Source organism: Flavobacterium album (assembly GCF_003096035.1).
In the GTDB taxonomy this organism is placed as follows: Bacteria; Bacteroidota; Bacteroidia; order Flavobacteriales; family Flavobacteriaceae; genus Flavobacterium; species Flavobacterium album.
Window position 1 is genome coordinate 3,269,950 of the sequence record NZ_CP029186.1, and the last position, 22,348, is coordinate 3,292,297.

Annotated in this window: 14 protein-coding genes; 4 read left to right on the top strand and 10 right to left on the bottom strand. The window is 41.7% G+C overall.

Annotated elements, in window-relative coordinates:
* Genes HYN59_RS14930 through HYN59_RS14940 form a run of 3 tightly spaced genes read left to right on the top strand, consistent with a single transcriptional unit; the run spans nt 1 to nt 5,087 of the window.
* Nucleotides 1-3,078, top strand: coding sequence for a DNA polymerase III subunit alpha (locus tag HYN59_RS14930; RefSeq protein WP_108779044.1), 3,078 nt, complete (start codon nt 1-3; stop codon nt 3,076-3,078).
* Nucleotides 3,075-4,457, top strand: a complete 1,383-nt coding sequence (locus HYN59_RS14935) for an exonuclease domain-containing protein (protein ID WP_108779045.1) — start codon at nt 3,075-3,077, stop codon at nt 4,455-4,457. Before HYN59_RS14930 ends, HYN59_RS14935 begins: the two co-directional genes overlap by 4 nt.
* Before the next feature lie 15 nt (nt 4,458-4,472).
* Nucleotides 4,473-5,087, top strand: coding sequence for an alpha-ketoglutarate-dependent dioxygenase AlkB family protein (locus tag HYN59_RS14940; protein WP_108779046.1), 615 nt, complete (start codon nt 4,473-4,475; stop codon nt 5,085-5,087).
* A 1-nt stretch (nt 5,088) separates the two neighbouring features.
* Here HYN59_RS14940 and HYN59_RS14945 read toward each other — a convergent pair whose 3' ends face one another.
* Nucleotides 5,089-6,711, bottom strand: a complete 1,623-nt coding sequence (locus tag HYN59_RS14945) for an MFS transporter (RefSeq protein WP_146185957.1) — start codon at nt 6,709-6,711, stop codon at nt 5,089-5,091.
* Nucleotides 6,712-7,099: 388 nt separating this feature from the next.
* On the opposite strand from HYN59_RS14945, the gene HYN59_RS14950 reads away from it, so the two are divergent.
* Complete coding sequence (locus HYN59_RS14950; RefSeq protein WP_108779048.1) at nt 7,100-8,959, top strand: DUF4365 domain-containing protein; 1,860 nt, start codon at nt 7,100-7,102, stop codon at nt 8,957-8,959.
* 346 nt (nt 8,960-9,305) lie between these two features.
* On the opposite strand, the gene HYN59_RS14960 is transcribed toward HYN59_RS14950, so the two are convergent.
* The 9 genes from HYN59_RS14960 to HYN59_RS15000 form a co-directional block, all read right to left on the bottom strand.
* A complete protein-coding gene (locus tag HYN59_RS14960; protein WP_108779050.1) occupies nt 9,306-9,959 on the bottom strand; it encodes a hypothetical protein in 654 nt (217 codons plus the stop codon).
* A complete protein-coding gene (locus HYN59_RS14965; RefSeq protein ID WP_108779051.1) occupies nt 9,959-10,651 on the bottom strand; it encodes an HNH endonuclease in 693 nt (230 codons plus the stop codon). The genes HYN59_RS14960 and HYN59_RS14965 overlap by 1 nt, the downstream gene beginning before the upstream one ends.
* 73 nt (nt 10,652-10,724) lie before the next feature.
* Entirely contained in the window at nt 10,725-11,726 is a 1,002-nt protein-coding gene (locus tag HYN59_RS14970; protein ID WP_108779052.1) for a DUF2971 domain-containing protein, read from the bottom strand.
* Between the two features lie 64 nt (nt 11,727-11,790).
* The gene (locus HYN59_RS14975) at nt 11,791-14,331 is read right to left on the bottom strand and encodes a UvrD-helicase domain-containing protein (RefSeq protein ID WP_108779053.1); all 2,541 of its coding nucleotides are present in this window, start codon (nt 14,329-14,331) and stop codon (nt 11,791-11,793) included.
* A 348-nt stretch (nt 14,332-14,679) separates the two neighbouring features.
* On the bottom strand, nt 14,680-16,368 hold the full coding sequence (locus tag HYN59_RS14980) for a hypothetical protein (RefSeq protein ID WP_245895584.1): 1,689 nt from the start codon (nt 16,366-16,368) through the stop codon (nt 14,680-14,682).
* 334 nt (nt 16,369-16,702) lie between these two features.
* Nucleotides 16,703-17,512: an endonuclease domain-containing protein gene (locus HYN59_RS14985; protein WP_108779054.1), complete on the bottom strand. Its 810-nt coding sequence runs from the start codon at nt 17,510-17,512 to the stop codon at nt 16,703-16,705.
* A 204-nt stretch (nt 17,513-17,716) separates the two neighbouring features.
* Nucleotides 17,717-19,510, bottom strand: a complete 1,794-nt coding sequence (locus HYN59_RS14990; RefSeq protein WP_108779055.1) for a hypothetical protein — start codon at nt 19,508-19,510, stop codon at nt 17,717-17,719.
* Entirely contained in the window at nt 19,510-21,669 is a 2,160-nt protein-coding gene (locus tag HYN59_RS14995; RefSeq protein WP_108779056.1) for a V-type ATP synthase subunit I domain-containing protein, read from the bottom strand. Before HYN59_RS14995 ends, HYN59_RS14990 begins: the two co-directional genes overlap by 1 nt.
* Entirely contained in the window at nt 21,666-22,316 is a 651-nt protein-coding gene (locus HYN59_RS15000) for a hypothetical protein (protein ID WP_108779057.1), read from the bottom strand. Before HYN59_RS15000 ends, HYN59_RS14995 begins: the two co-directional genes overlap by 4 nt.
* Nucleotides 22,317-22,348: the final 32 nt, after the last annotated feature.

Genomic DNA, 22,348 nt, shown 5'->3' on the forward strand with positions numbered 1-22,348 from the left:
ATGTATCTCAACTGCCATTCCTTCCACAGCCTGCGCTACGGCACCATTCCCGTTCCCGGCCTGGTAGCCCGGGGCAAGAGCCTCGGGGTTACGGCCATGGCTCTTACCGATATCAATACCGTCACGGGCATCTACGAGTTCTACAGGGCCTGCTTGGAGGCGGGCATCAAACCCCTTGTGGGCATGGAGTTCCGGGAGGAGCACAGGCTGTGCTACATTGCCATTGCCCGGGACCGTTCCGGCATCGGGGAGATCTGTCGCCACCGTACCCGCTACAACCTGGAAGGCCTTCCGGTCCCTGCTTCCGCGCCCGATTTCAAGCGGGTGTTCGTGATATACCCCATCGAAAACGTGCCGGAGGTGCTGGGGGAATCCGAATACATTGGCATCCGGGCAGAGGAGCTTTCGCTGCTGATCCGCCCCGAGTGGAAGGCAAGGCTCAACAAGATGGTCCTGCTCCAGCCGGTCACCTTCCGCTCCAAGGCGGAATACAACCTGCACCGCATCCTAAGGGCCATTGACCTGAACACACTGGGCAGCAAGCTCAGGCCTTCCGATTATTGCGCCTCCGATGAGACGATGGCCGCCCCGGAACAGATCATGGCACGCTTTGGCCAGTATCCGGGCATACTGGAGAATACCCTTGCCCTGGTCGATGACTGCCATTTCGAATATGAGTTCGGCATCCCACGCAACAAGAAGCATTACACCGCCAACCGTGATACAGACCTTGAATTATTAAGCAGCCTGGCCCATCAGGGACTCCTGCGCCGCTATGGATCCAACAACCCCTCAGCCAGGGAGCGCGTGGAAAAGGAACTGGCTGTAATACACCAGCTGGAATTCAGCGGCTATTTCCTGATTACCTGGGATATTGTCCGATACAGCAATTCAATGGGGTTCCTGCATATCGGGCGCGGCAGCGGGGCCAACAGCATCATTGCCTACTGCCTGGGCATCACCGATATCTGCCCCCTGGAGCTGGACCTGTATTTCGAGCGCTTCCTAAACCTGAACCGCAAGAGCCCTCCCGATTTTGACATCGACTGGTCCTGGAAGGAGCGCGACGTGATACTGGACTATGTCTTCCGGCGCTACGGCGCGGACCATGTGGCCTTCTGCGGCACCAATGTGGAATTCAAGTACAAGTCCATATTCCGGGAAGTGGGCAAGGTATTCGGGTTCCCAAAGGAGGAACTGGATGCCTTGTCCGGCACTGCAATGGACCGTCATGACAAGAATGAAGTGGTCAAGCTGGTGCACCGCTACGGCATGATGATGGAGAAATATCCCAACCAGCGTTCCATGCATTCCTGCGGGATCCTTATATCGGAAGACCCCATCACCGATTTCACGGCATTGGAGCTGCCACCCAAGGGCTTCCCCATCGTGCAGTTCGACATGCACGTGGCCGAGGAGGTAGGCTTTGACAAGTTTGATATCCTCTCCCAGAGGGGCATCGGGCATATCGACGATTCTGTAAGACTGATCAAGAAGAACCTCGGCATTACCGTTGACATACGTGACACCTCGCTTTCCAAGGACGAGGCTTCCTGCAACGCTTTTTTAGGCAAGGGAAATACCATCGGCTGCTTCTATATCGAGAGCCCTGCCATGAGGGGGCTCTTGCGAAGGCTTAAATGTGATAATTATAAGGTCCTGGTGGCGGCCTCCTCCATCATCCGCCCGGGGGTGGCCCAGAGCGGGATGATGAAGGAATACATCTTCCGGCACAACTATCCTGATAAGTTCGAGTATTTCCACCCCGTATTTGAAGAGCAGCTTGGGGAAACCTATGGCATCATGGTCTATCAGGAAGATGTGATCAAGATCGCCCTGCATTACGGCGGGTTGGCAGCGGCTGATGGGGAGATACTGCGCCGGGCTATGAGTGGCAAGGGGCGTTCCAAAGCAGCACTGCAGCGGGTAAAGGATAATTTCTTTGCCTCCTGTGCGGCAAAGGGCCATCCCGAGCAGCTGAGCGCCGAGATCTACCGCCAGATCGAGTCCTTTGCCGGCTATTCCTTCTGCAAGGCACACTCGGCATCCTATGCCGTGGAAAGCTACCAGAGCCTGTACCTGAAAGTGCATTATCCCGTCGAGTTCATGGTGGCGGTGATCAACAACCAGGGCGGGTTCTACCGCACCGAGGTCTACGTGCACGAGGCCAGGATGTCCGGAGCTGCTATACATAACCCTTGCGTTAACAAGAGTGAAGTCGAAACCACTTTGTACGGCAAGGATGTCTACCTGGGTTTTATGCACCTGCAGGGCTTGCAGGGGGATATCGCCAGGCGGATTTGGGAGGAGCGTATGGCAAATGGAGAGTACCATTCCCTGGAGGATTTTATCAACAGGGTGCCTGTCGGGATCGAGGGCCTGCAACTGCTGATCTATATCGGCGCATTCCGCTCTACGGGAAAAAATAAGAACGAACTCCTGGTAACTGCCCGGCGTATCATGATGAACTTTAAGCCCGAACACCGCCAGCCGCAATTGCTGCCCGAACCTGTACGGGAATACAAACTGCCGGAACTGAAACGTTCTCCCTTTGAGGATGCCTTCGACGAGATCGAGCTCCTGGGGTTCCCGGTCTCAGTCACGCCGTTCAACCTGCTGAAGACCAGCTACCGTGGCGACGTGATGGCACGGGATCTGGTACAATACCACAAGAAACAGGTCAGGATGCTCGCCTACCTGGTCTCCCGCAAGCACGTGCCTACCAAGATGGGAGCCATGTATTTCGGTACCTGGATCGACAGCAACGGGGAATTCTTCGACACGGCCCACTTTACAGGAAGCCTCAGGGAGTATCCCTTCAAGGGTGGTGGCTGCTACCTGCTCCTGGGGACCGTGGAGGTGGACTACCACTTCCCCACCATCACCATATCCAAGATGGAAAAGATGCCCTTCATGGCCGATCCCCGTTACAGGGAAACCGATGCGGAAAGCACCCGTACCGAGCAGAGGCTCCGCGAGGACGTATCCATGACCCACCGCGCCCCTTACCCGCAGGAACAGGAGATCAACCTGCCAAGGCACAAGATGAACAGCGTAAATGAAAAGAAAACAGTATGAAAAAGATGGAATATGCCATAGTCGACATAGAGACCACAGGCGGGAATGCATCGGGCAGCCGCATTACGGAAATTGCCATCATTATCCATGATGGCAAAGATATCCTTGACCGCTTCGAAACACTGGTCAACCCGCAAAAGGAAATACCACTGCCCATCTTTGCCCTGACCGGCATCAATAATGAAATGGTACGGGACGCTCCTGTTTTCGACGATATTGCCCAGCAGGTCTTCGAGTTATTGGAAGGACGGATTTTCGTAGCCCACAATGTCAACTTTGACCACTCGTTCATACGCCATGAACTGGGCAGGGCGGGCTTGAAATGGTCGGCCACAAACAAACTGTGTACGGTACGCGCTGCGCGCAAGATCAAACCCGGGCTTCCATCTTATAGCCTGGGTAACCTCTGCAGGTCATTGGATATTCCGCTGCTGGCCGCCCACCGCGCTGGTGGCGATGCTGATGCAACGGCTATTTTACTGTGCCAGCTACTGGAATGCGACAGCGAGGGCACCATCGATAAGATGATTAAAAAGAACGCACAGGACCAGCGCCTTCCGCCCAACCTGCCGCCGGAAGATTTTGACCGCCTCCCTGAAAATACGGGAGTGTATTATTTTTATAACCAGTTCCGTACGGTCGTCTATGTGGGTAAGGCCAAGAACCTGAAGAAGCGGGTGGCCCAGCATTTCAGCGGGCATAAGATCACGCCCCAGCGGCAAAACTTCCTCCGGGACATCTACGCCATTTCCTTCGAGGTATGCGCCTCCGAGTTCATGGCGCTGCTATTGGAATGCTGTGAGATCAAAAAGCTCTGGCCCATCCATAACAGGGCGTTGAAAAAGTTCGACCCAAAGTTCGGGCTGTATGAATATGAAGCCCGGAACGGCTATAAATACCTGGCTGTCGGTAAGCTTGCCAAACACCAACGCTATGTTGAAATGTTCCATTCCCTGCATGATGGGGTAAACCTGCTTCTAAAGCTGGCGGGACAGTTCAGCATTGATTACCGGTTTATCCATTATGGGACCTCTAAAGATGAAGCTGCTCCTGCACGTGATCTTACAGCGCTTCCGGATATGGACATCCATAATGATGCCGTGAACGGTGCCCTGGAATCTTTGGAGGCTTCCCGGCCGAGTTACGCCATCGTAGATAAAGGGCGGAGCCGTGACGAACGCAGCTGCATCTGGGTAGAGAAAGGGCATTTTTATGGAATGGGCTACATCAGCTCCGATATCGGCATTTCAGACGTTTCTGAAATCAGGGATTATGTCACCCCCTATCAAAGTAATGGCTACATTATGCAGCTGATCAATGCCTATGCCGACAGATATCCCGGCAAGGTCAAAAGGCCGGCCGTGCAGGTGGAAGAATAATATAATAGATCAGATATGACACTCTTTGACGATATCGAACTCTTTACGGTAGGCACTTCGCCTAAGAAATACCATGACCTGCCCGGCCTGGAGCTGATGCAGCATGACAGCTTTGTCCCAAGGGAACAAGCCGATCGCTACTATGAGATCCTTCTCGAGAGCACGCCCTGGCGCCGGTATGAGATGCCCATGTACGATAAGATCGTCACGGCCCCGCGCATGGTTGCCTGGTATGGCGAGCAGGAAGAGGCCGGCGAAGGCGCCCTGCCCTGGACTCCCGAGCTGTTGGAGCTTCGAAGAAAGGTCGAATCAGGGACGGGGCTGGAATTCAATGCCGTATTGCTGAACCTGTACAGGAACGGCAATGACAGCGTCGCCTGGCATTCCGACAGGGAGCACAAGATCGGAAAGAATCCCAATATTGCCTCAGTTACCTTCGGGCAGACACGTCCCTTCAAATTCAGGCACAAGATTGACAAATCGATTGGGCAACTGGAAATACCACTGCATCATGGCACATTGCTTCTGATGTCGGGAACCACCAACACCTTCTGGGAGCACCATATCCCAAAGTCCGCCAAGGACATGCTGCCGCGGATTAATCTGACCTTCAGGCAGGTGAAACTGTAGCTTAAATGATTCTTGCATCGCTTACATAGCCCACTTTTTTCAGTTCTTGCTTGTATGCTTCTAACTTATCAAATGAAGCAATGGCAAGTTGAATCATTTCCCTTACTGCTTCCGTCGCCGGCTTCGCTATTGCATCCCGCTGCACGATCCTCAGATTCTCATGCAGCTTTATATACAAGTCCTTCCTATCAAGGCTGGCGGAAACATCTATTCTATGTGAGATGTCAACAAATTTTTGGACGAGATCCTTAATCAGTACTTCATCGTCAATCCTTATCATATGCAGCATTTGGGCTTTTGCCTGGTTGATCACCACGTTATTAAGTTTTCCCTTTCCGAAGAGCATGTCAATCATTTCCAATAATCCCAGATGGGGAATCTTACACTTTATCTTCTCATAAACGTTTGCTCCCTCCTTAAAGGGGAAGTTTAGATAGGATATCTGCTGCACATCGTTTAAGTCTATATATTTCTGGAAGCACTCCTTCTTGTAGTTATGTATGACATTAAGTATAAAGCACTTTGTACTGTCCGTAGTTTCCAGGTCCAATACCTGGACCTCATAAACATAGAAACTATTAAATATTTCTTTAAACAGGGTATGCTTCTTCGCTGGTACCAGAATCTCTGCAAAGGCTAAAAATTTTGCCAATGGTTCAAAGACAACCTCACACTTCTGAGCAGTATCAAAACGGTTGGATCCAGTATAATTTACCTCCGGAGGAAAAAGCTTCACAAAAACTGCTTTGGAGAAGCTTCTATATTCTTCTATAATTTCCTGGCAGATATCATCTTCACCATACTGCAATGCCTTCTTGAAAAATTTTTCTGTAGTGAAATTCAGATTTAAATACCTGTATTTTTCCCCATGGCCGAGAAACTCCTCAAAACCTTCCTTTTCAATGTTTTCAAAGACAAGCCTCTCGATACGGAATATTGTCCGCATTACAAGAATTGCTATGTATTCGTTTTTTTCCTTCAGCGCCAGGAAATAGAAATTTTCGAGGGAATCAAAAAACTTATAATACAAATCCTTAAAATCCACATAATACTTTTCCTCTTCCTTATTGGTGACGTTGGTCCTGAAAAAGTCAACCATCGTGTCGGTTATCAATTCTATATTATAGAAATCGGACTCCTTTACCGACATCAGGCCAATCTCGTTGATGATGTTTATAGGATCCTTCTGGTGAAAGGTATGCATGTCGCCCTCCATTTTTGCAATGAAACGCGCTACGGTGACATCTTCATTGAGCTTATTAAAAAGGTTGATTATGTTTTTCCTGTTCTGTGAATTTCTAAGCAGGAATATAAAGCATGGGAAAATCGAAAAGAAGCTTACAATAGAAAGCACGATCGAAAAGAAAAATATGAAATTGCTAAATGAACTACTAACCGGAGCTTCTTTTATAAAGTACACGGAATAGGACAGTAATACTACGGCAGCAAAGAGCAGCGTTATGCAAATCTTTGCGCTTCTATTTTTAAAAAAGTCCAAAAAGGCATAACGTCCAAAATACCTGTAGAAAATATTAAACGATAAGACTATCAATGAAAATGTGATCCCAAAAAGTACGCCTATTGTCCTCAATATGGATTCCAGCAATGCAGCCTGGGTTTCCATAGCAGGCATATTAATGCCATACGAATAAGGGAATAGAAAAATATATCCTACGCAAAAAATCAGCAGCAAAACTAAGAAAACGGACCAGTCAAAAAAGATGTAATCGAACGGCTTCTTGCGCGACAACAGGAAAAATTGTTGCCTGTAAAAATTTTTACGGAAGATGTCTTTTATTTTCATTTACAGATGTTTAATTATAACCATGCTAAGCTAAAAAAAATAAACTTTCAAAGCTAACACTTCCCTCTATTGCAACAATATATGGATTCAATGTCCTGCTCATCCCATAAGCCTATTGCCAAGTAATCTTTATTTTTTATTTTTACATATACATTTCATCAAGTCCCTATCTATTCCCCTTTTAGCAAAGACCTAGCACCTGTACAAGATGTCCAAAAAAATAATTAATTCGGAACCCGCCGCCTACCCTAAGACAAATACTCCTGAGATCGAGGCAGTGAGAATGTTGGAATATATTATCGACAAGGAACGTCTCAAGACCAGCCTCAGCGTCCTTGATAAGGTGCCCAATATTGACGGACATATAGAAATAGTTACAGAGCAGCAGCATCCTATAGGCAAGCTGGAAGTACAGGTGAAATATTTGCCGCAAAAAAGCCATGCCCGGCCAAAGTACCAGTGCGATCTCCAGTTTCTTTCCTACTGCGAAAACAATATAATGCCGGTACTTCTGATTGTTGTCAATACTAAAGATGAAAAGGCATACTGGCTACACCTGAGCAGGAAAGTTATCACAGACCTAGCAGCCAGGATCAAGGGAAAGACGGTTAGCGTCAGTATCCCCCTTGAGAATGTCATATCGCGTGAACAGGACGGCTATCTCGGTTCCTGGGTTTCCATCATCGATGATTACAAGACAAGGCTGATTAATTATGAGGGTATAAAAACCAAGCTTGAAGAAATCACGACGGTACATGCTGCGATGAAAAAACTTAGTAATCGCGCTGTCGGTCTGGATAAGTCAGAATTCAAGGAGATTCATATGTTCCTGGATTACTACAATCGCTTCCTGGACCACGACTTTTCTATTATTAAGGAGATTTTCTATAAGGATTACTGGAAGATAGGTGTTGCCTATTCCAGATACGAAGAAAAATGCTTGGCGTACTCGCTGTATCCCATCTCCTATTCGACCAACGATGTCCAGATTAAGCATATTGCAAACGATGAGGCCAGGCTCTTGAAGAATCTGTTGAAGCGCGTTAGCAATCACACGACCAATCCTATCAAATACCAGCCCAAGATGCTTGCTTATCAGTATGTCATCGATGATCTGAAAAAGATAGTGGACAAAGAAATGCTTCTGCCGATCAATGAATTTGTCGCGATTGAATACATCATTTCCTTCCTGGACAGGTTTGATGAAATAACAGGTTTTGATAAGGACCAGAAGCTATACCCTCTTCAAGAAATCCGCAATCTTCTTGATAACCACTTGCCATTGTTTATAGAACAGTACTTGCAAAATGAAGATCCAGAAGAGGATATTACTTTTGAGCTCGACCATTTCAGGTGGTACGTATTGGAGGAGGAAATAATACAGGTCCACGAAAGGCTGAAGCAGAGACTTGCCCTGGGCAATTCTGAAATTACCCTGACCAATTTGAAGATTACCTCAACCAGCTTCAATATGGAATACCTGCACAATTTGATCAGGCACCTTGAGAACGTCGGATTGAAAATGCTCACTCGCCACTATCCTATTAAGAAATATCCTCAGGCGGAAAGCTATTTTACCTGGCAGGTCTACAATGATTTCGAGGTGAAACAGGCTACAGAGACTATCTTCAGGAACCTCCCCTCTATTTATAATCGTTTCGTCTCGGAATATTTTCCAAACATTGCACCGGAGGTGGACTTCTATTCGTTCTTTGACCGGCTCGTTGTGAATATAGAGCCTTTAGATCTTGAAAACATTAGGGGTGGGTATGGCATCCAATTTGTTTATCTCAAGGACCTTGACGAAAATAAGGCAAACAGGACTGATGTCTACATGCTGGGACAGGACAAGCCTGTTGTATCCTTTGAAATTTTTAGAAAGGAAAAGAAAGTATGCATTGATGGTCGCCAGTATGAAGTGATTTCCTCTTCCAGTTCGCACCTTGATAACATATTCCGGGACCTTCCCATGCTAGAATACATTTATGATACCTTGAAAAACCGACTGGAAAATTACCTAAAGCCATTTCATGATGGCATCAACATCTTTAAGTTTACCAAAAGCTAGTTAAACTGACACTCCATATTTGCCGGTAATGGCTGGTTCGATGTCAATATTTCTAAAAATCAAGGATATTAAAGTTGCCAATTGCCACTGATATCGACTGCCTCTACCTTCTTTATGAATTTGATTTCTTCCTCTTCTTCGTAACTGAGAAACATCAAATGAAAGATTTCGTAGCTGTTAATTTTCTGAAAATCTCTCCGTATTTGCTCTATATGATCAATTGTCTTGTAGATGATCAAAATATCAATATCTCCGTACGTCTTTCCATTAGTTATATATGAGCCGAATACAAAGAAACTATGATCGCAGTATCGTTCAGCAATAGTCTTAATTTCGTTAATTATATTTACTTCCATGGCTTATTTAGCTCTGAATAGAGTTCGGACCAAGTATAAAGTGGCACATTCAGCATGCTTGCAACTGAATATGCTTGCGATGTGATTCTACCGATCGGATTTGAAGCTAAAATTGCGTCAAAACCATTAAAATCGTCCTTCAGTTTTCGTATTGATTCTGCATTTACTTCATAGTCATTTGTTGCTACTATAATTACAGAGGATAAGTTCCTATTTCTAAGTATGTTAAGTCTTTTATTGTCTAATCTTTCAACTTTGAAGACCTTGGAATGCTGCTGCAGGCCTCTCAGTACAAATTTGACATCCCGGTGAAGATAGGGCCAGTTTTCATTTTGAGAAATTACCCTGTAAAGATCGCTGAGGCTACCAAAGCTTATTTTCCTATCATCCAGAAAATTGTAAATCTCCCCTTTGTAAATTGCCTCTGACTTAACATTTAACAGAAAGTCAACCTTGTAACGATTGACAATTCCACTCACGTTAGCAAGATTTAATTCGCTAAATGAAAAAGTTCCCACCTTAATTTCTATTCCACTTAATCTCTTGATAAGAATCAGATCATCTTCAATGATTTCAGCTGAGGAAACATCATCGTGTGTCCTAATCTTATCTAGCGTCCAAGTAACCAAACTTCTTTCAATCATCACTCAAAAATTTTATTCATTTTTACCGGAAAAGTTGCTCCACTGATTTCGTTATTGTTTATATGCTTATCTTCAAAATCGCTAACGTGCTGCTTAAATTCAGCAAACAATAATTCTTCCTCTGTGTTTAAAAGCTCATAATTTATATCTACTAATTGCACAAGTTTTCTATTATTAGGCAAAATTGTCTTATGTATTCCCTCCCGCCATTTTTTTGGAGATTCACTTTCTGGATTAAAGCGTTCGTCAGTTAGGGGTCCAAACTTATCAAAAATCACTTTATTTTCCAGCATTATCCGCATTACTACTTTTCTTATTTCGGATCTGCTGCTGTACCTTATTATTCCAAACTGCCTGCTAATTTTCAATGAATGATCTGATTTCCATCTTCTTATTAAATTATCCGGAAATTCGCTTTCTGCCTTGTCTATCTTGGTGTGGCAATTTGGGCAAAGAAGGATTAGATTTTCAAAGCTTCCCTTATCAACAGGAGATAAAACAACTGAGCTTCTTGGACCATCACCGCTCGCAGCGATTATATGAGCCATTTCCGCTATATGGAAATCACTGTCACCAACGTTCTGAAACAGATGTAAATTGCATTCCGGATTCTGGCAGTACCCACCTGAATCAGCAAAGAGTTGAAGTTTTACAAGTGGACTGGGAGATGCTTTTCCTCTTTTGCAGGACATAATTGTCTACTATATTAGTTAGTTTTATATACTTCTAATTGCAAGGTTTTTTTATTATCCTGCATTATTTAACTTAAAATGGCTTTTTAACGTTCAGCTCTTCTAAATATACTCCGCTTCCCGCCAAATCTTCTATGGTCATCCTCTCAATTTTTAGCTCATACGAATCTGCCTGTATCTTAGCGATCATTAAATCGTCAATTCTATATCCCAAACAGCTGATAAGTTTAAGAATTGAGTATCTATCCTTAGGGGTTGTTTTGCAGCCAAAGATAATTTGCTTAATACTCTTGTTGTTAATCTTCAGTAAGCCCTGCGAATTGTTAATCAGTCTTACTTCATTTTCATAAGCCCATTTGCTACATTTTGTTTTATAAATGGTAAGGATTAAATTTTCCAATTCGTCATAATCCAAATTAAAAATGTCTAATGGTGAATCATTGTAGTCCACAGCAACGATTTCTAATTTTTCATCTTTTGACAGACAAATACTTTGGTTTCCAGTATCATCGCAAAACTCGAATTTCAAACAAATACCAGTATGGTTATTACCATAATGCCCCCACATTACAGGGCATGTCTGTGTAGTAGAGCCACACGCAACCCCAAATTTATTTATATCAATATAAAGAAATGCATAATCCGCATACATTTTGTTTTGAAGTTCAATACTATTAACTTTAAATGCTTCCTTGAAATATTCTGGATTATTATAGAAAGTAAAAATTTCAATCAATTTATACTCATAATTGCCAATTTCATTATAATAGCTTTCGTCAAATTTAAATAGAACTTTTAAAAAAACTTCCAGTAAACTTTCAAAGTCCAGCTTCTTCTTTTCAAAGTCCTTCAAATTTCTAATTATATCTATCTTTTCATTGATGTGCTTTTGAATAAATAAATAGAATTTTTCCAGCTTTTGAATATCAGAACATAGTTTATATCTTGGTAGTGAATCAAATGGATCATTAAAGTATCTGGGATTTGAAAAGTACAATTCGTTATTGATTAATGAATTAAACAAATTCTGGTTTATGGTGAAATATTTGTAAAAGGATGTAATTGGTTGATCCATATGAACGTGTATATTAAACGACTTGATTAAAGCATAACAGTCTCAAAATAATATTGGAGCGAGTTTAAGCATTTATTATATCGTTACTTTTTATAATTTTTTTATAATCACAATTCGGGTAGTTGGAACATCCCAGGAATTCGCTGTAGGGCCCCCTGCGCTCTACTAGCTGGCCGGAACATTCCGGGCACTTGCCAGGACTGGATTCCCCCTCATCGGGCTCATCCATTATCTCGCCCAGAAACTTGCTGGGATTCAGCGCATCGTAGAGCAGGAAGTTCTTGTGCCTGGCCCTGGTGATCGCCACGTAGAACACGCGGCGCTCCTCGGCATTTTCAAACCGGTCGCCTTCGTGCAGGAGATAGCCCAGCAGGGGATCGTCCGCTATCTCGGAAGGAAAGCCCAGCGTTCCGGAGTTTATGTCCAGAAGTATGGCATAGTCGCAGGTCATCCCCTTGACTCTGTGGGCAGTATAGTAGTCTATCCTGAGTTGGGGATAGTCCCTTTTCAGCTCTCGAAATCCTGCGGGAACGTTATGGTGGTACCTTCCGATCAGGAAGACCCTGGCATCCTCTTTCAGTATGCTGATCTGCTCAAGGGCTGATCGTACGGCCAGGTCCTTGGCCTGCTGGTAGGCTTCGCGGTTGCCGGCAAATTTCATCGGGATGAAGGCAAAGCTCTTCTCCTGGGCCTGGCGGTCAGAAAATAGCGTCTTGCGCAACTGTGAGGGGTTCTTCTGGATATAATCACTTGAGACTTGCAATATTTCGTCATTGAATCGATAGGTCCTTAGAATAGGCGTCGTGCTGGTAAAGCCGAAGTGTTTTTCAAACTCGGTAATGATTGAAATATCACTCCCGGTAAAACGGAATATGGATTGCCAGTCATCGCCAACCGCGTAAAGCTTTAATTCGGGATACTGCTTTTTCAGGCTTTTCAGGAGCTCGTACCTCCCCAGGGACATGTCCTGGAACTCGTCCACCAGGATATATTTGTAGGGCCTTGTAAAGTCCCCACGGCCGATGTGGCCCGCCGCCTGGTTGACCATGTCACTGTAGTCTATCGCTGAATTCTTATGCAGGTGCTCTTGGTAGCGCTGGTACAACGGCTTGAAGACATCAAGGAAAACGGCAAGCCTGCGATCTCGGCCCCTTGATTGGATATCCTCCGGGTGCCGGGCATTAGATTTCATCAAGCCAAGGAAGGTATGGATTAGGTTCATGAAGTCCTCATAGTAGGCCGACTTCTTTACCAGTGGCAATATGTCTTCCGGCTTTCTGGGCTCGAGAGCCACTCCATGCGCTCGAAGCTTTTTCTTTAGATTGGCGATCAGGCTACCCTCCGCATTTTCAAACGAATAGGTCTCGATAAGTTTCGTCCCCGATTTTGCATGGATTGCCCTCTTCCAGCTAATCCCGGCATTGTAATAGTCCTTGGCCGTTGTATAGGGTTGCTTGGTACCGAACCAGTTCGGAACGTTGCCCTCGCGGTCAACCCCGAAATGTTCGTGCCATATGTCGTGGTCCGTCAGATAGAAATCAGGACGGTAGCTCCCAAAGTCAGGGTTGCGATCCTCCGGTGCAAGGGGATAGTGCTTCTCGTACTCGTAGTTTATGCCGAACAGGCAAAGGAAGTTGCCAATCTGTACCTCTTCCTGGCTGCCCATGCTTATGCCGTCCAGGGTAACGTTCTTGAAGCCCTGCTCGTGCTTCAGGTAGTCATTCCTTGTTTCAAATCTGAACTCGTCACGCTCTGGCCTGTTGAAGAAGGCCAAAAAGTTGACCGCCTTTCTTTGGAAGTCCTTGTCGGTGAGGAACAGCTCGTCGAAAATTTCCTGAAGGTAGGCCTTCGCCGCATCCTCATCGCCCTTGAAGGCCAGGTGGATCTCTTCGCTGGAGCAATGGCGCTTGACCAGGAAGCCGAAACTGTTGAAAGTGCGTACCTCCAGCTTTTCAGCTCCTTCAATATCTTTGCAGAATTTCTGGCATCGCTCATACATTTCATTCACTGCATTCTTTGTAAAGGATATGATCAGCAGCTCCTCGGGACTTGCCAAACCCTTCTCAAGTATATAGGCCACCTTGGCAGAGATCGTGGTGGTCTTGCCGGTCCCGGCACCTGCGATTACCAGATTGTTGTCCTCGTCCCGGATGACCGCCTCTATCTGGTCGTCTGACAGGGGATATTCCTCAAGGGAATCGAAAAGGTACCGATAGGTCTCCGTTTCCCTTTTGACAAACTCATCGTTGTAGTTTTTTCGCAATGTGGAAATTTCATCGTACCTGCCTATAAATTCAGTAATGTCGTTCTCCAGCTTCAGATCAAGCCCTAGATCGGCATAGTTGTTCACGATAAGTTTCCGAAGGTCCTTATATCCATTGATGTACTGTTCTTCCTGCCCAAAGGCGAAGTATTGTCCAAAGTTGGTTAAGCGCTCACCGAAAAAGTTGGCTTCTTCGAGTCTTTCCCTGGCACCAATTAGCCATTGTTTTTGCTTTTTTTGAAGAACATGCTTCCTGTACAAGTACCATATACCAAAGACGGATAGGCAGAGCAGGACTGCAAACATGATCGAGAAAAAATTGCTTGTTTTTTTCCTTGGCATCCGTTGGTAAGGTTTATTGCGCGGCAAGAACGTGAAAAAACTCCTATTAACCAAATGTCCCAACGTATGGTTATCGTTAAGTATAAGATCCTGGAAGGTTTATAGTAGCCTGAAGGCTATGGGAGTATGTCGTAGTGCGGTACAGCTGCTGATGCAATTGCCCCGCAGCTGGTGGGAATATTGCATGGCAAAAACTGATGTCTGAAATCTTTGCTTTAGTTAAATATTGGCGTTCCTATGGCTATATTCAAAATAGTGGGCGGGCCTGTAATCCAATTCGCAATTATCAAACAGATAGCAAGCCATACACATTTTCTGAATAATATCAAATCTTAGATTCTTATTAAGCTAAAATGGCAAATCTGCTTCAAGATCTGAAAGTATATTCCGCACTTTATTTTCTTGTTTCTCTTCCTTGTCCAAATCATCCTCATCTTGGGAACCAGAGTAGAATTTGTCAATAATTCTTATTTCTGTTTCAAACCCATACTCTTTGAGCAGTTCAAGCAAGGCTCCCCTTTCATAGCCGGTCTCTAGGAGCTTGGATTTGTATTTGCTGCCATTCATCTTTGCGATAAATTCTTTTCCATCGTCGAAAAAATTAGCGGAGGTGATAAAGACCGCCTTTGCCTGCTTTCCTTTTTCAATTGCCGTCTTATAATATTTTTCGGCGAAAGGGAGCGTCCTTCTGAAGAACCAGCGAAGCGTTGCTTTTTTCTCCGTATCACCCAGATTTATGGTAGCTTTCGCATTATACCCCTTGAGTTCAACAAAAATTAGTTCAGGGGGATTGCTGGATTCAATGATATAGTCATACTCATAACTCTCCTTTTTTCCTTTATTATCTGCGCTTAATATCTTCCCCCTATCGATTGATGCATTAGGATACAGCGTCTTTAATAAAGGATACATAAGAAACTCAAACAGGGTTCCCCTAAGCTCCTTCAGCGCCTCGTCCTGGCCTGCATTGTTTATTGTCTTTAATATATTCTCAATCGTCTTTTCTATAGCGTCATCCTCTTTTAGCAGTACTGACAATTCCCTGAAACGATTTAGAACTTCATATATTCTTGTTCCGAAAATAGCACTGATGTCAAAGGCTATGATTCCATTTTTCCTTATTTTATTTATTGTGTGCGTCGAGCACACCCTGTAAATAATAATGGGGAGTATTTTTCTATCCTCCTCGTTCACAGATTTACGATTTATCTGTATCCTGCCGATAAATGCATCAAGATGTACTGCCGAATATTCTGAGGCTAGGACAACGTCCAATACAGCGAGAGTTTTCTTATCCACCGTATCCGCCTTGGCTCCCAAAATAGGGTTTATTCCTGTTGCCCTGGAATAGGCAAAGGCATCCCAGATCAGGTTATTGTGCTTTGCTCCTATATGCGGTGTCTTCTTATTCCTGTATATGGCGTTTCCTGAGTCAATAATATTCGCATTACCTAGCCAGCGCAGTATATCCGGCAATACGCTGCAGTCGGCAACCATGGCTACAAAATGATCAGCCATCATCGCATCCACTACCGCCTCTTTATCCTTATAAATTTTATATACAATGTAGACTAGGTCATTGCGGTCCGTCACCTTATGCACGATGTCGAGCTTCATCAGCAGGGTGAGTATGTCATCTAGTGAAACGACTTTGGTCGAGCTCTCCTCCAAAGGGGCTGAAGTAATTTTCAGGGCCTCATAATACGATATGATTCCCTTGTTCTGATCCATCAGTTCCAATAACCTGTATATCGGAGGGCGTGATTTCTCCGCAATCTTTTTGACCCCATCTTTTCCAAAATCATATTCATTATAAATGTAGACATACTGGCCCTTTCCAAAGGTATATGGTGCCGATGATTTGATCGCCTTCTGGGCAACCGCCCGCTCAAGAATCTTTCTCGCATATTGGGAAGTAACATTAAAAGTTTTTACCAGGATGGCATTTACTTCCATGGCAGGCTCGAACAATTTCTCCTCAAGAAGCTTGCTTAAAAAAGCATTATATCTTTCCTGTACCGTCTGTTTTTCTTTCATTTGTCACACTGCCCTTATAAATTTTATTTTTTTCTTTTTTTGCCAGCCTGCGTTTTTTCAAATCAAAATCGAAATAAATTTTAAAATATTGATTTTTAATTGATTACAAATTAGAAATTCCCCTAAATATGGCAATATTGCGATAATAAGCCATGAATTTAAGAATAAATTGTCACATGAATTGCTTTCTTACCATCACTTCACTTGTTCATCTCACATTCTATCTTTTAATCGGCTATATCGTTAATGCATCAATTTCTAATCAGAATGCGTAACTTTGGAATTTCGCATCCTACTAGCTCAAAGCAATTTTTAGCCGGACAAAATCGTTCTCTTAGTTTTTTACGGGATTATATAAATTATCGATAAGATCATACAAATCATCGCTGACTTTAACCGGGTCCCTGTAGATTTCAGTACCTGAAAACCTTACTACATCATACCCTTTGGATTTCAGCAACCTATCTCTTTTCCTGTCCCTTTCAAATGATTCTTTTGAACTATGATACTGATAGCCATCGCATTCTACAATCAATTTGACTTTTTCATTTCCAGGGCACCAAATTAAAATATCAGCCCTTATACTCTTTCCATCAACCTTATAGTTCGGAAAGCCTGCCTGAAGCGACAAATGATAGGAATTCCATATAAAATTATCTACCACCAGTCTGTGATATTCAAAGATTTCATAGTCACCCTCTTTATATCTTCCTGAGTCAATTTTGCCTTGGATAAATTTTTCGAAATGAATCAAATCCGTATCTCCAGTATCAACTTTATATCGCTCAATCACACGGAGAATATCTAGATGATTATTTCGAAAGTTAGATATGGCATCCTCTACATCTTCAAGTGGGGGTGTAACCTGCAGTTCCGTATTTCTATTTTTGAGAAATAATAGCGTCAGTGAATTTATGAAGATTCTCTCAATTGGAGATTCGCAGCATTCAAATACGATATCAGTATTAACACGTGCATAATTTTCGATAAATTTCTCGTAGAATGAAGCGAAATTATATGGATCATCAGGATCTGCTTCCACTTTCCTTTGCTCATTAATCGATCTTTTTATAAAGTCATTAAAAAGGGGGGCGAACAATTCTCTGGATTCCAGCCTCTTTCTTAAATCTGCAGTTTCATTCATTACTTTCTTTTATATAGTTACATTATTTAAATTCGCAGACAGAATTCTTTTCCGTAAATTAAAAACAAATAATACATCGTTAAATTCAAAAATTTTATCATGAGTAAATCCCTGATCTGATATTTTTGAAGAATGCCATCAAGAAGTATTCAGCAATATAAAAATTTGGTCTTCGTACCATAATGTAATAACAATGTGCTGTTTTTATTTGTATGTACTTTTCGCACTTGGACCGGTACGATTGCCTGGAATGACTACCGATATAATATAGTCAGGGTAATTAACTTCAAGATTAGTGGCTGGTGGCAGATGATGAATTTTAAACCAATCCTTAAAATTTGGAGGCGATTCCTTAGATTTATCGCTAAGTTCTAACAAAACAAATATTCCTAACTGATCATATCCTGAAGTATATGTTTGCGCTTGAGCCAAATAATTTTGCTCAAGAATCGATTCATCAGGCCGAATAATCGATTTTTTGAGTTCAATTGGAATAGTAATAACATCCTTTTTATAGAGGATATCTACCCTACCTCCATCAACAAATTTTGATTTTTCATGCTCCAGTCCATCCGCAATTTTTGAATGTTCAAAATAACTGATCATGCTATCCTGCAGGTCTTGCTCAATACCATCCTGGCCTTTACCATTCTCAGATTTACTGTATAAAAAAAGAAATCTTTTTTTGTCATTATTAACTAAAGTAGACCTCGTATATCTGATTACTTCTTCTAATATATTTAAAAAAGCCGTCTTTTTTTCTATGTTATAATTCGGTAGAAATTTATCAATTTTAATCGCAAGATCCATAAAAATTTCCTGACCTTGTATGCTCCCTGTCCTGAATGGTAATTTACTACTGCTATTACTCTTTAAAAGATTGGAAAGCGCACTTTCTAATGAAATTTCTTTTTCCTTGATTTTTGTATAAATTTCTATGCCCTCTTCGGGACCTACGTTTTCTTGCAAAGCAATAAGCAATTCATAATTTTCAGGATTTTCACTAACAGTGTTGGAAAAACCGTTAATTATCTTTTCAATAAAATCTTTTAGCCCTAACTCACTACTTGTAGTTTTAAGTGCACTTAAACGTTTCTTTTCACTGGAAAGATGAAGGTCGTAAATAACTGTTTGCAAATTTTCAAAAACACCTTTCGCTAGTTTATTCATTAAACCCACTGTCCCAAATCTGAGCTTATTTAGCTTTTCAATTTCAGAATGCACTGCCATCAATGCCTGCATGCTGTAGTTGAAATCAATCCACTGATCTGATGTTCCGGAAATATCAAAACTCTTTTTAATTTCACCAATAAGCTGGTAAATTAAAAAGTCCAATTCCAATCCGTCATGCTCATATAAATTTCTGATCAGTAAGCTTTTCTCTAATGATTCTAGACTATCCTTTACTAAGATCGGATCATTTGATAGAACTGCCTCAATCCAATCGATCAGCAAAATATAATATTCAGCATCATCACGATTCTCTGCAGCATTTCTAGCTGCTATAAAATATCTTTTTGAATTTTGGATGTTGCCAACCAATGTAAATATTTCAGAGTTATTTAAATTTAGAGATAGTGAGTGCAATCCCAGGCAAACAAGAGCCTGGCCAGAAATCTCAGCATCTTCATCATCAGAAAGAACCTTTAGAAGTTCCAAACAATCAGATGTCAAAACTTCAGGGAAGTAAGGCAGGTATTTCAAACCTATTGTCTTTAATATGCTGTCATCTCTTGAAATGAAATCATGAACTAGTCCTGCAGTCGACAGCCTGTTGCATATCTTTCCAATAAGCGTTAAATCACAGATGATTTTAAAACAGGATCGTTTAACAGATTGATTAGCTGAATTTTTTATGCCGTCTAACAAAAAATCAAACAATTCACTGCCGCTTACCCCATCTGCATTAAGATTATCATAAAAGTTATCCAAAAAAAGTATTTGCTCAAATGCAGTACCCTTCTTAAACAAGTCAATATATTTGTGGTACTCGCTCATTAAAAGATAAATTCATCTTCATTTTTAATAAATGTACGATCCTCATCTGTAATCTGGGCAAATTCCCTCAAAGCAGAGCCTACAAAAATTTGAAGTTGGTCTTTAAATCTGTCATTGATACTTTTAAAAATATCCGAGAGTCCTTGAAGATGCTTAGGAACCATCTCTTCGCTACCTGGTGAGTCAAAAATCAAAAACCGTGGGTGTCTGCCTAAGCGATGTTCAATATCCAACTGAATCAAGCTAAGGTAAAATGCAATTTTCACCCTCAGCTTTTCTCCCTCGTTCAAATCATTAAAGCTTATGGGAACACCATTTTGCGTAAAGATTAACTCATATCTGTCATTAATCTCAATTTGGGAAATACTCTTTAATCCAAAGACATTTACTTCATTTAATATCAATTGTTCAAGCTTTGCTAGAATATCCTTGTTCAACACAATACGTTTTTTTTCCAGTGCCGAAAGAGCGTAATCTAAAATTGATTTTTTCAAATTAAGTGCGACCAATTCCTGAGAAACTACATTTAGCTCTACCTTCTTTATCTCTTCTAATTGAAAACTCAAAATAGCCTCTTCCTTAATTAATTGATCCTTCTTTTCTATAGAATCTTTATATTTTCCTCTTTCTTTATTTACTAGCGCTATCTCACTCTCTATTTCTTTAAGCCTTCTGTTATCTGGTTCTATCGAGGGGATCGCTATTAGTTTTCCATAATGGTCTTCAACGCTTTTTTTAATATTTTTTATTAATGCCTCTGCCTTGCCAATTGTCGTACTGATTTGCTTTAGTTTATCATTGTGTCCGACGATTTCCTCTTTAATTTGGGTTACCTTCTGTGAAAGTTCAGATTCATCAACTTTTTGCTCTGTAGATTCCTCACCACAGAGACTGCAAATATGGTGTTCACGTTCGTTTTCCTTTTTTGCATCGCTTACTTGAAGTTCACAGTGGGGACAGGTCTTAATCTCTAAATTGCTAAAAAAACTTTGGGACTGTTTATAAATCTCTAGATTTAGCTCTTGTTTTTTAAGCTTGCTAATTTCCGTATTAATCTTATGTCTATCACTTTCCAAGTTCCTTATTTCTTCTTCTACTGGAATAAGTTTTGCTTTTTCAGCTTGATAAGAATCAGTTAAGGTTCTTTGGTTTATTCGTATCTGGTTAGCCCTCTCTTGAATTTTACCATATTCTTCGACCAGTGGCCGCTCATCAAAATTGATCTCTGCATTCTTCTTAATTGAATCAAGTTCTCTGATTACTTCTTGGTATCTTTTGTCAAGGCGTTCCTTTGTTGATCTGGTAGTGTCTACTTTTGATTTGTCTACAAGCTTGATTTGACCTATTTTTTCAGAAATGCGGTCTCGTTGCACATTCAGCATATTTATGGGATATGTCAAAGGCAAGCCTAGAATCATTTCAAATATTTTTTTGCCTTGGGAACCAAATTTTTCATTGTCAAAAAACAAGTATTCATAATTGCTTGATTCTAAATATATAGACTTGAAATAAGTTGACCAACTAAGGCTTGAGGTACTTAATTCAAAAGAATCTTTCCCACCGCTCTTTTGAGTATACTTCAGATTATAAAATGAAAACTGCTCGAAAAAGAAATTTTGTAACTTATCTTCAAAATCTTGCCTGCTGTTAAATACAAATTCTACGTCTTTTTGTATTGTATCTAATTTTTGATTTGCCTTGTAGGAATTATATTGATCAATATTGAAGCTATACAGGGCACCCTTGTCGCGACCGGTACGATCAATATTGCACGTATAAGTTACCTTTCCAATTGTAAATTCTAAAAGAATCTCATGTATCCATAGCTTTATATCCTTCTTGATACTGTCATTGCCTGTAAGCGCAAATTTGATAATTTTAAATATTGTAGACTTTCCTTTATGATTATCTGCAATCCAGATATTAATTCCTTTGTGTAAAGTTTGATCGAAATTAATTGCTTCACCTGATAGCTTAGTTCCTGAAAAAACAAGACGATTTAATAACAGAGATTTTCCCAAAGAAGTGGGACTATCTTTGTTATAACTTTCTTCTAAATGAAGAAGGTCTTCAACCTCTTCTGAAGAAATATCCTCTTCAAAATTCAGGTGTACATATTTGATAAATTCTCTATAATTAATTTCTGTTTTACTACTCATAATAGTTCTTTATTAAATCTGCTCTCAAAGGCAATCCTTACCTTCGAATTGATATTCTGAATATGACTTTTATAAGATATATCGCTGTACTCCGCATACATATATTGTCTACTTTTCAATTGAGATCCTGTGAATTTGTCAAAGTATTTTTTGATTAATTCACAGCGTTCAAAATACCATTGCATTGCTGGTACTAATTTCAGAGAGTTCTCAATTCTATCTGCACAATTCAATGTTACGTAGTAATTTTTATCATAAGTCTTGCCATCAATTCGCTTTTTGCTTTCATGCTTAATAAATCCGATGCTAACATGAAAAGCAATCACTTCATCAATGCTCTCATAAGCGCCGTGAAAAAATTTCTCCATCTCCTCTACTCTCAAATCTGGCTCATTATCTGAATATATCTTGCTGATTACATTCTTAATCTCATTCCTATCTATACTACTATCATTATCCATTAGATTCATTAATTCCATAGAAAGAAAGTCTGGATAACGAAGTAGAAAATCTAATGCTTGAATTTTTATTTCACTCCGAAATAAACCAAAATATTGAATATCGTCACTTTTTGAGCGCTCACAAAAAACATAGAGAATTATTATAATTCGTAAGCGATCCCGATATTTTCTTAAGAAATTATCCATAGTAGGTATTTAAGAATAAAAATTTATAGAAA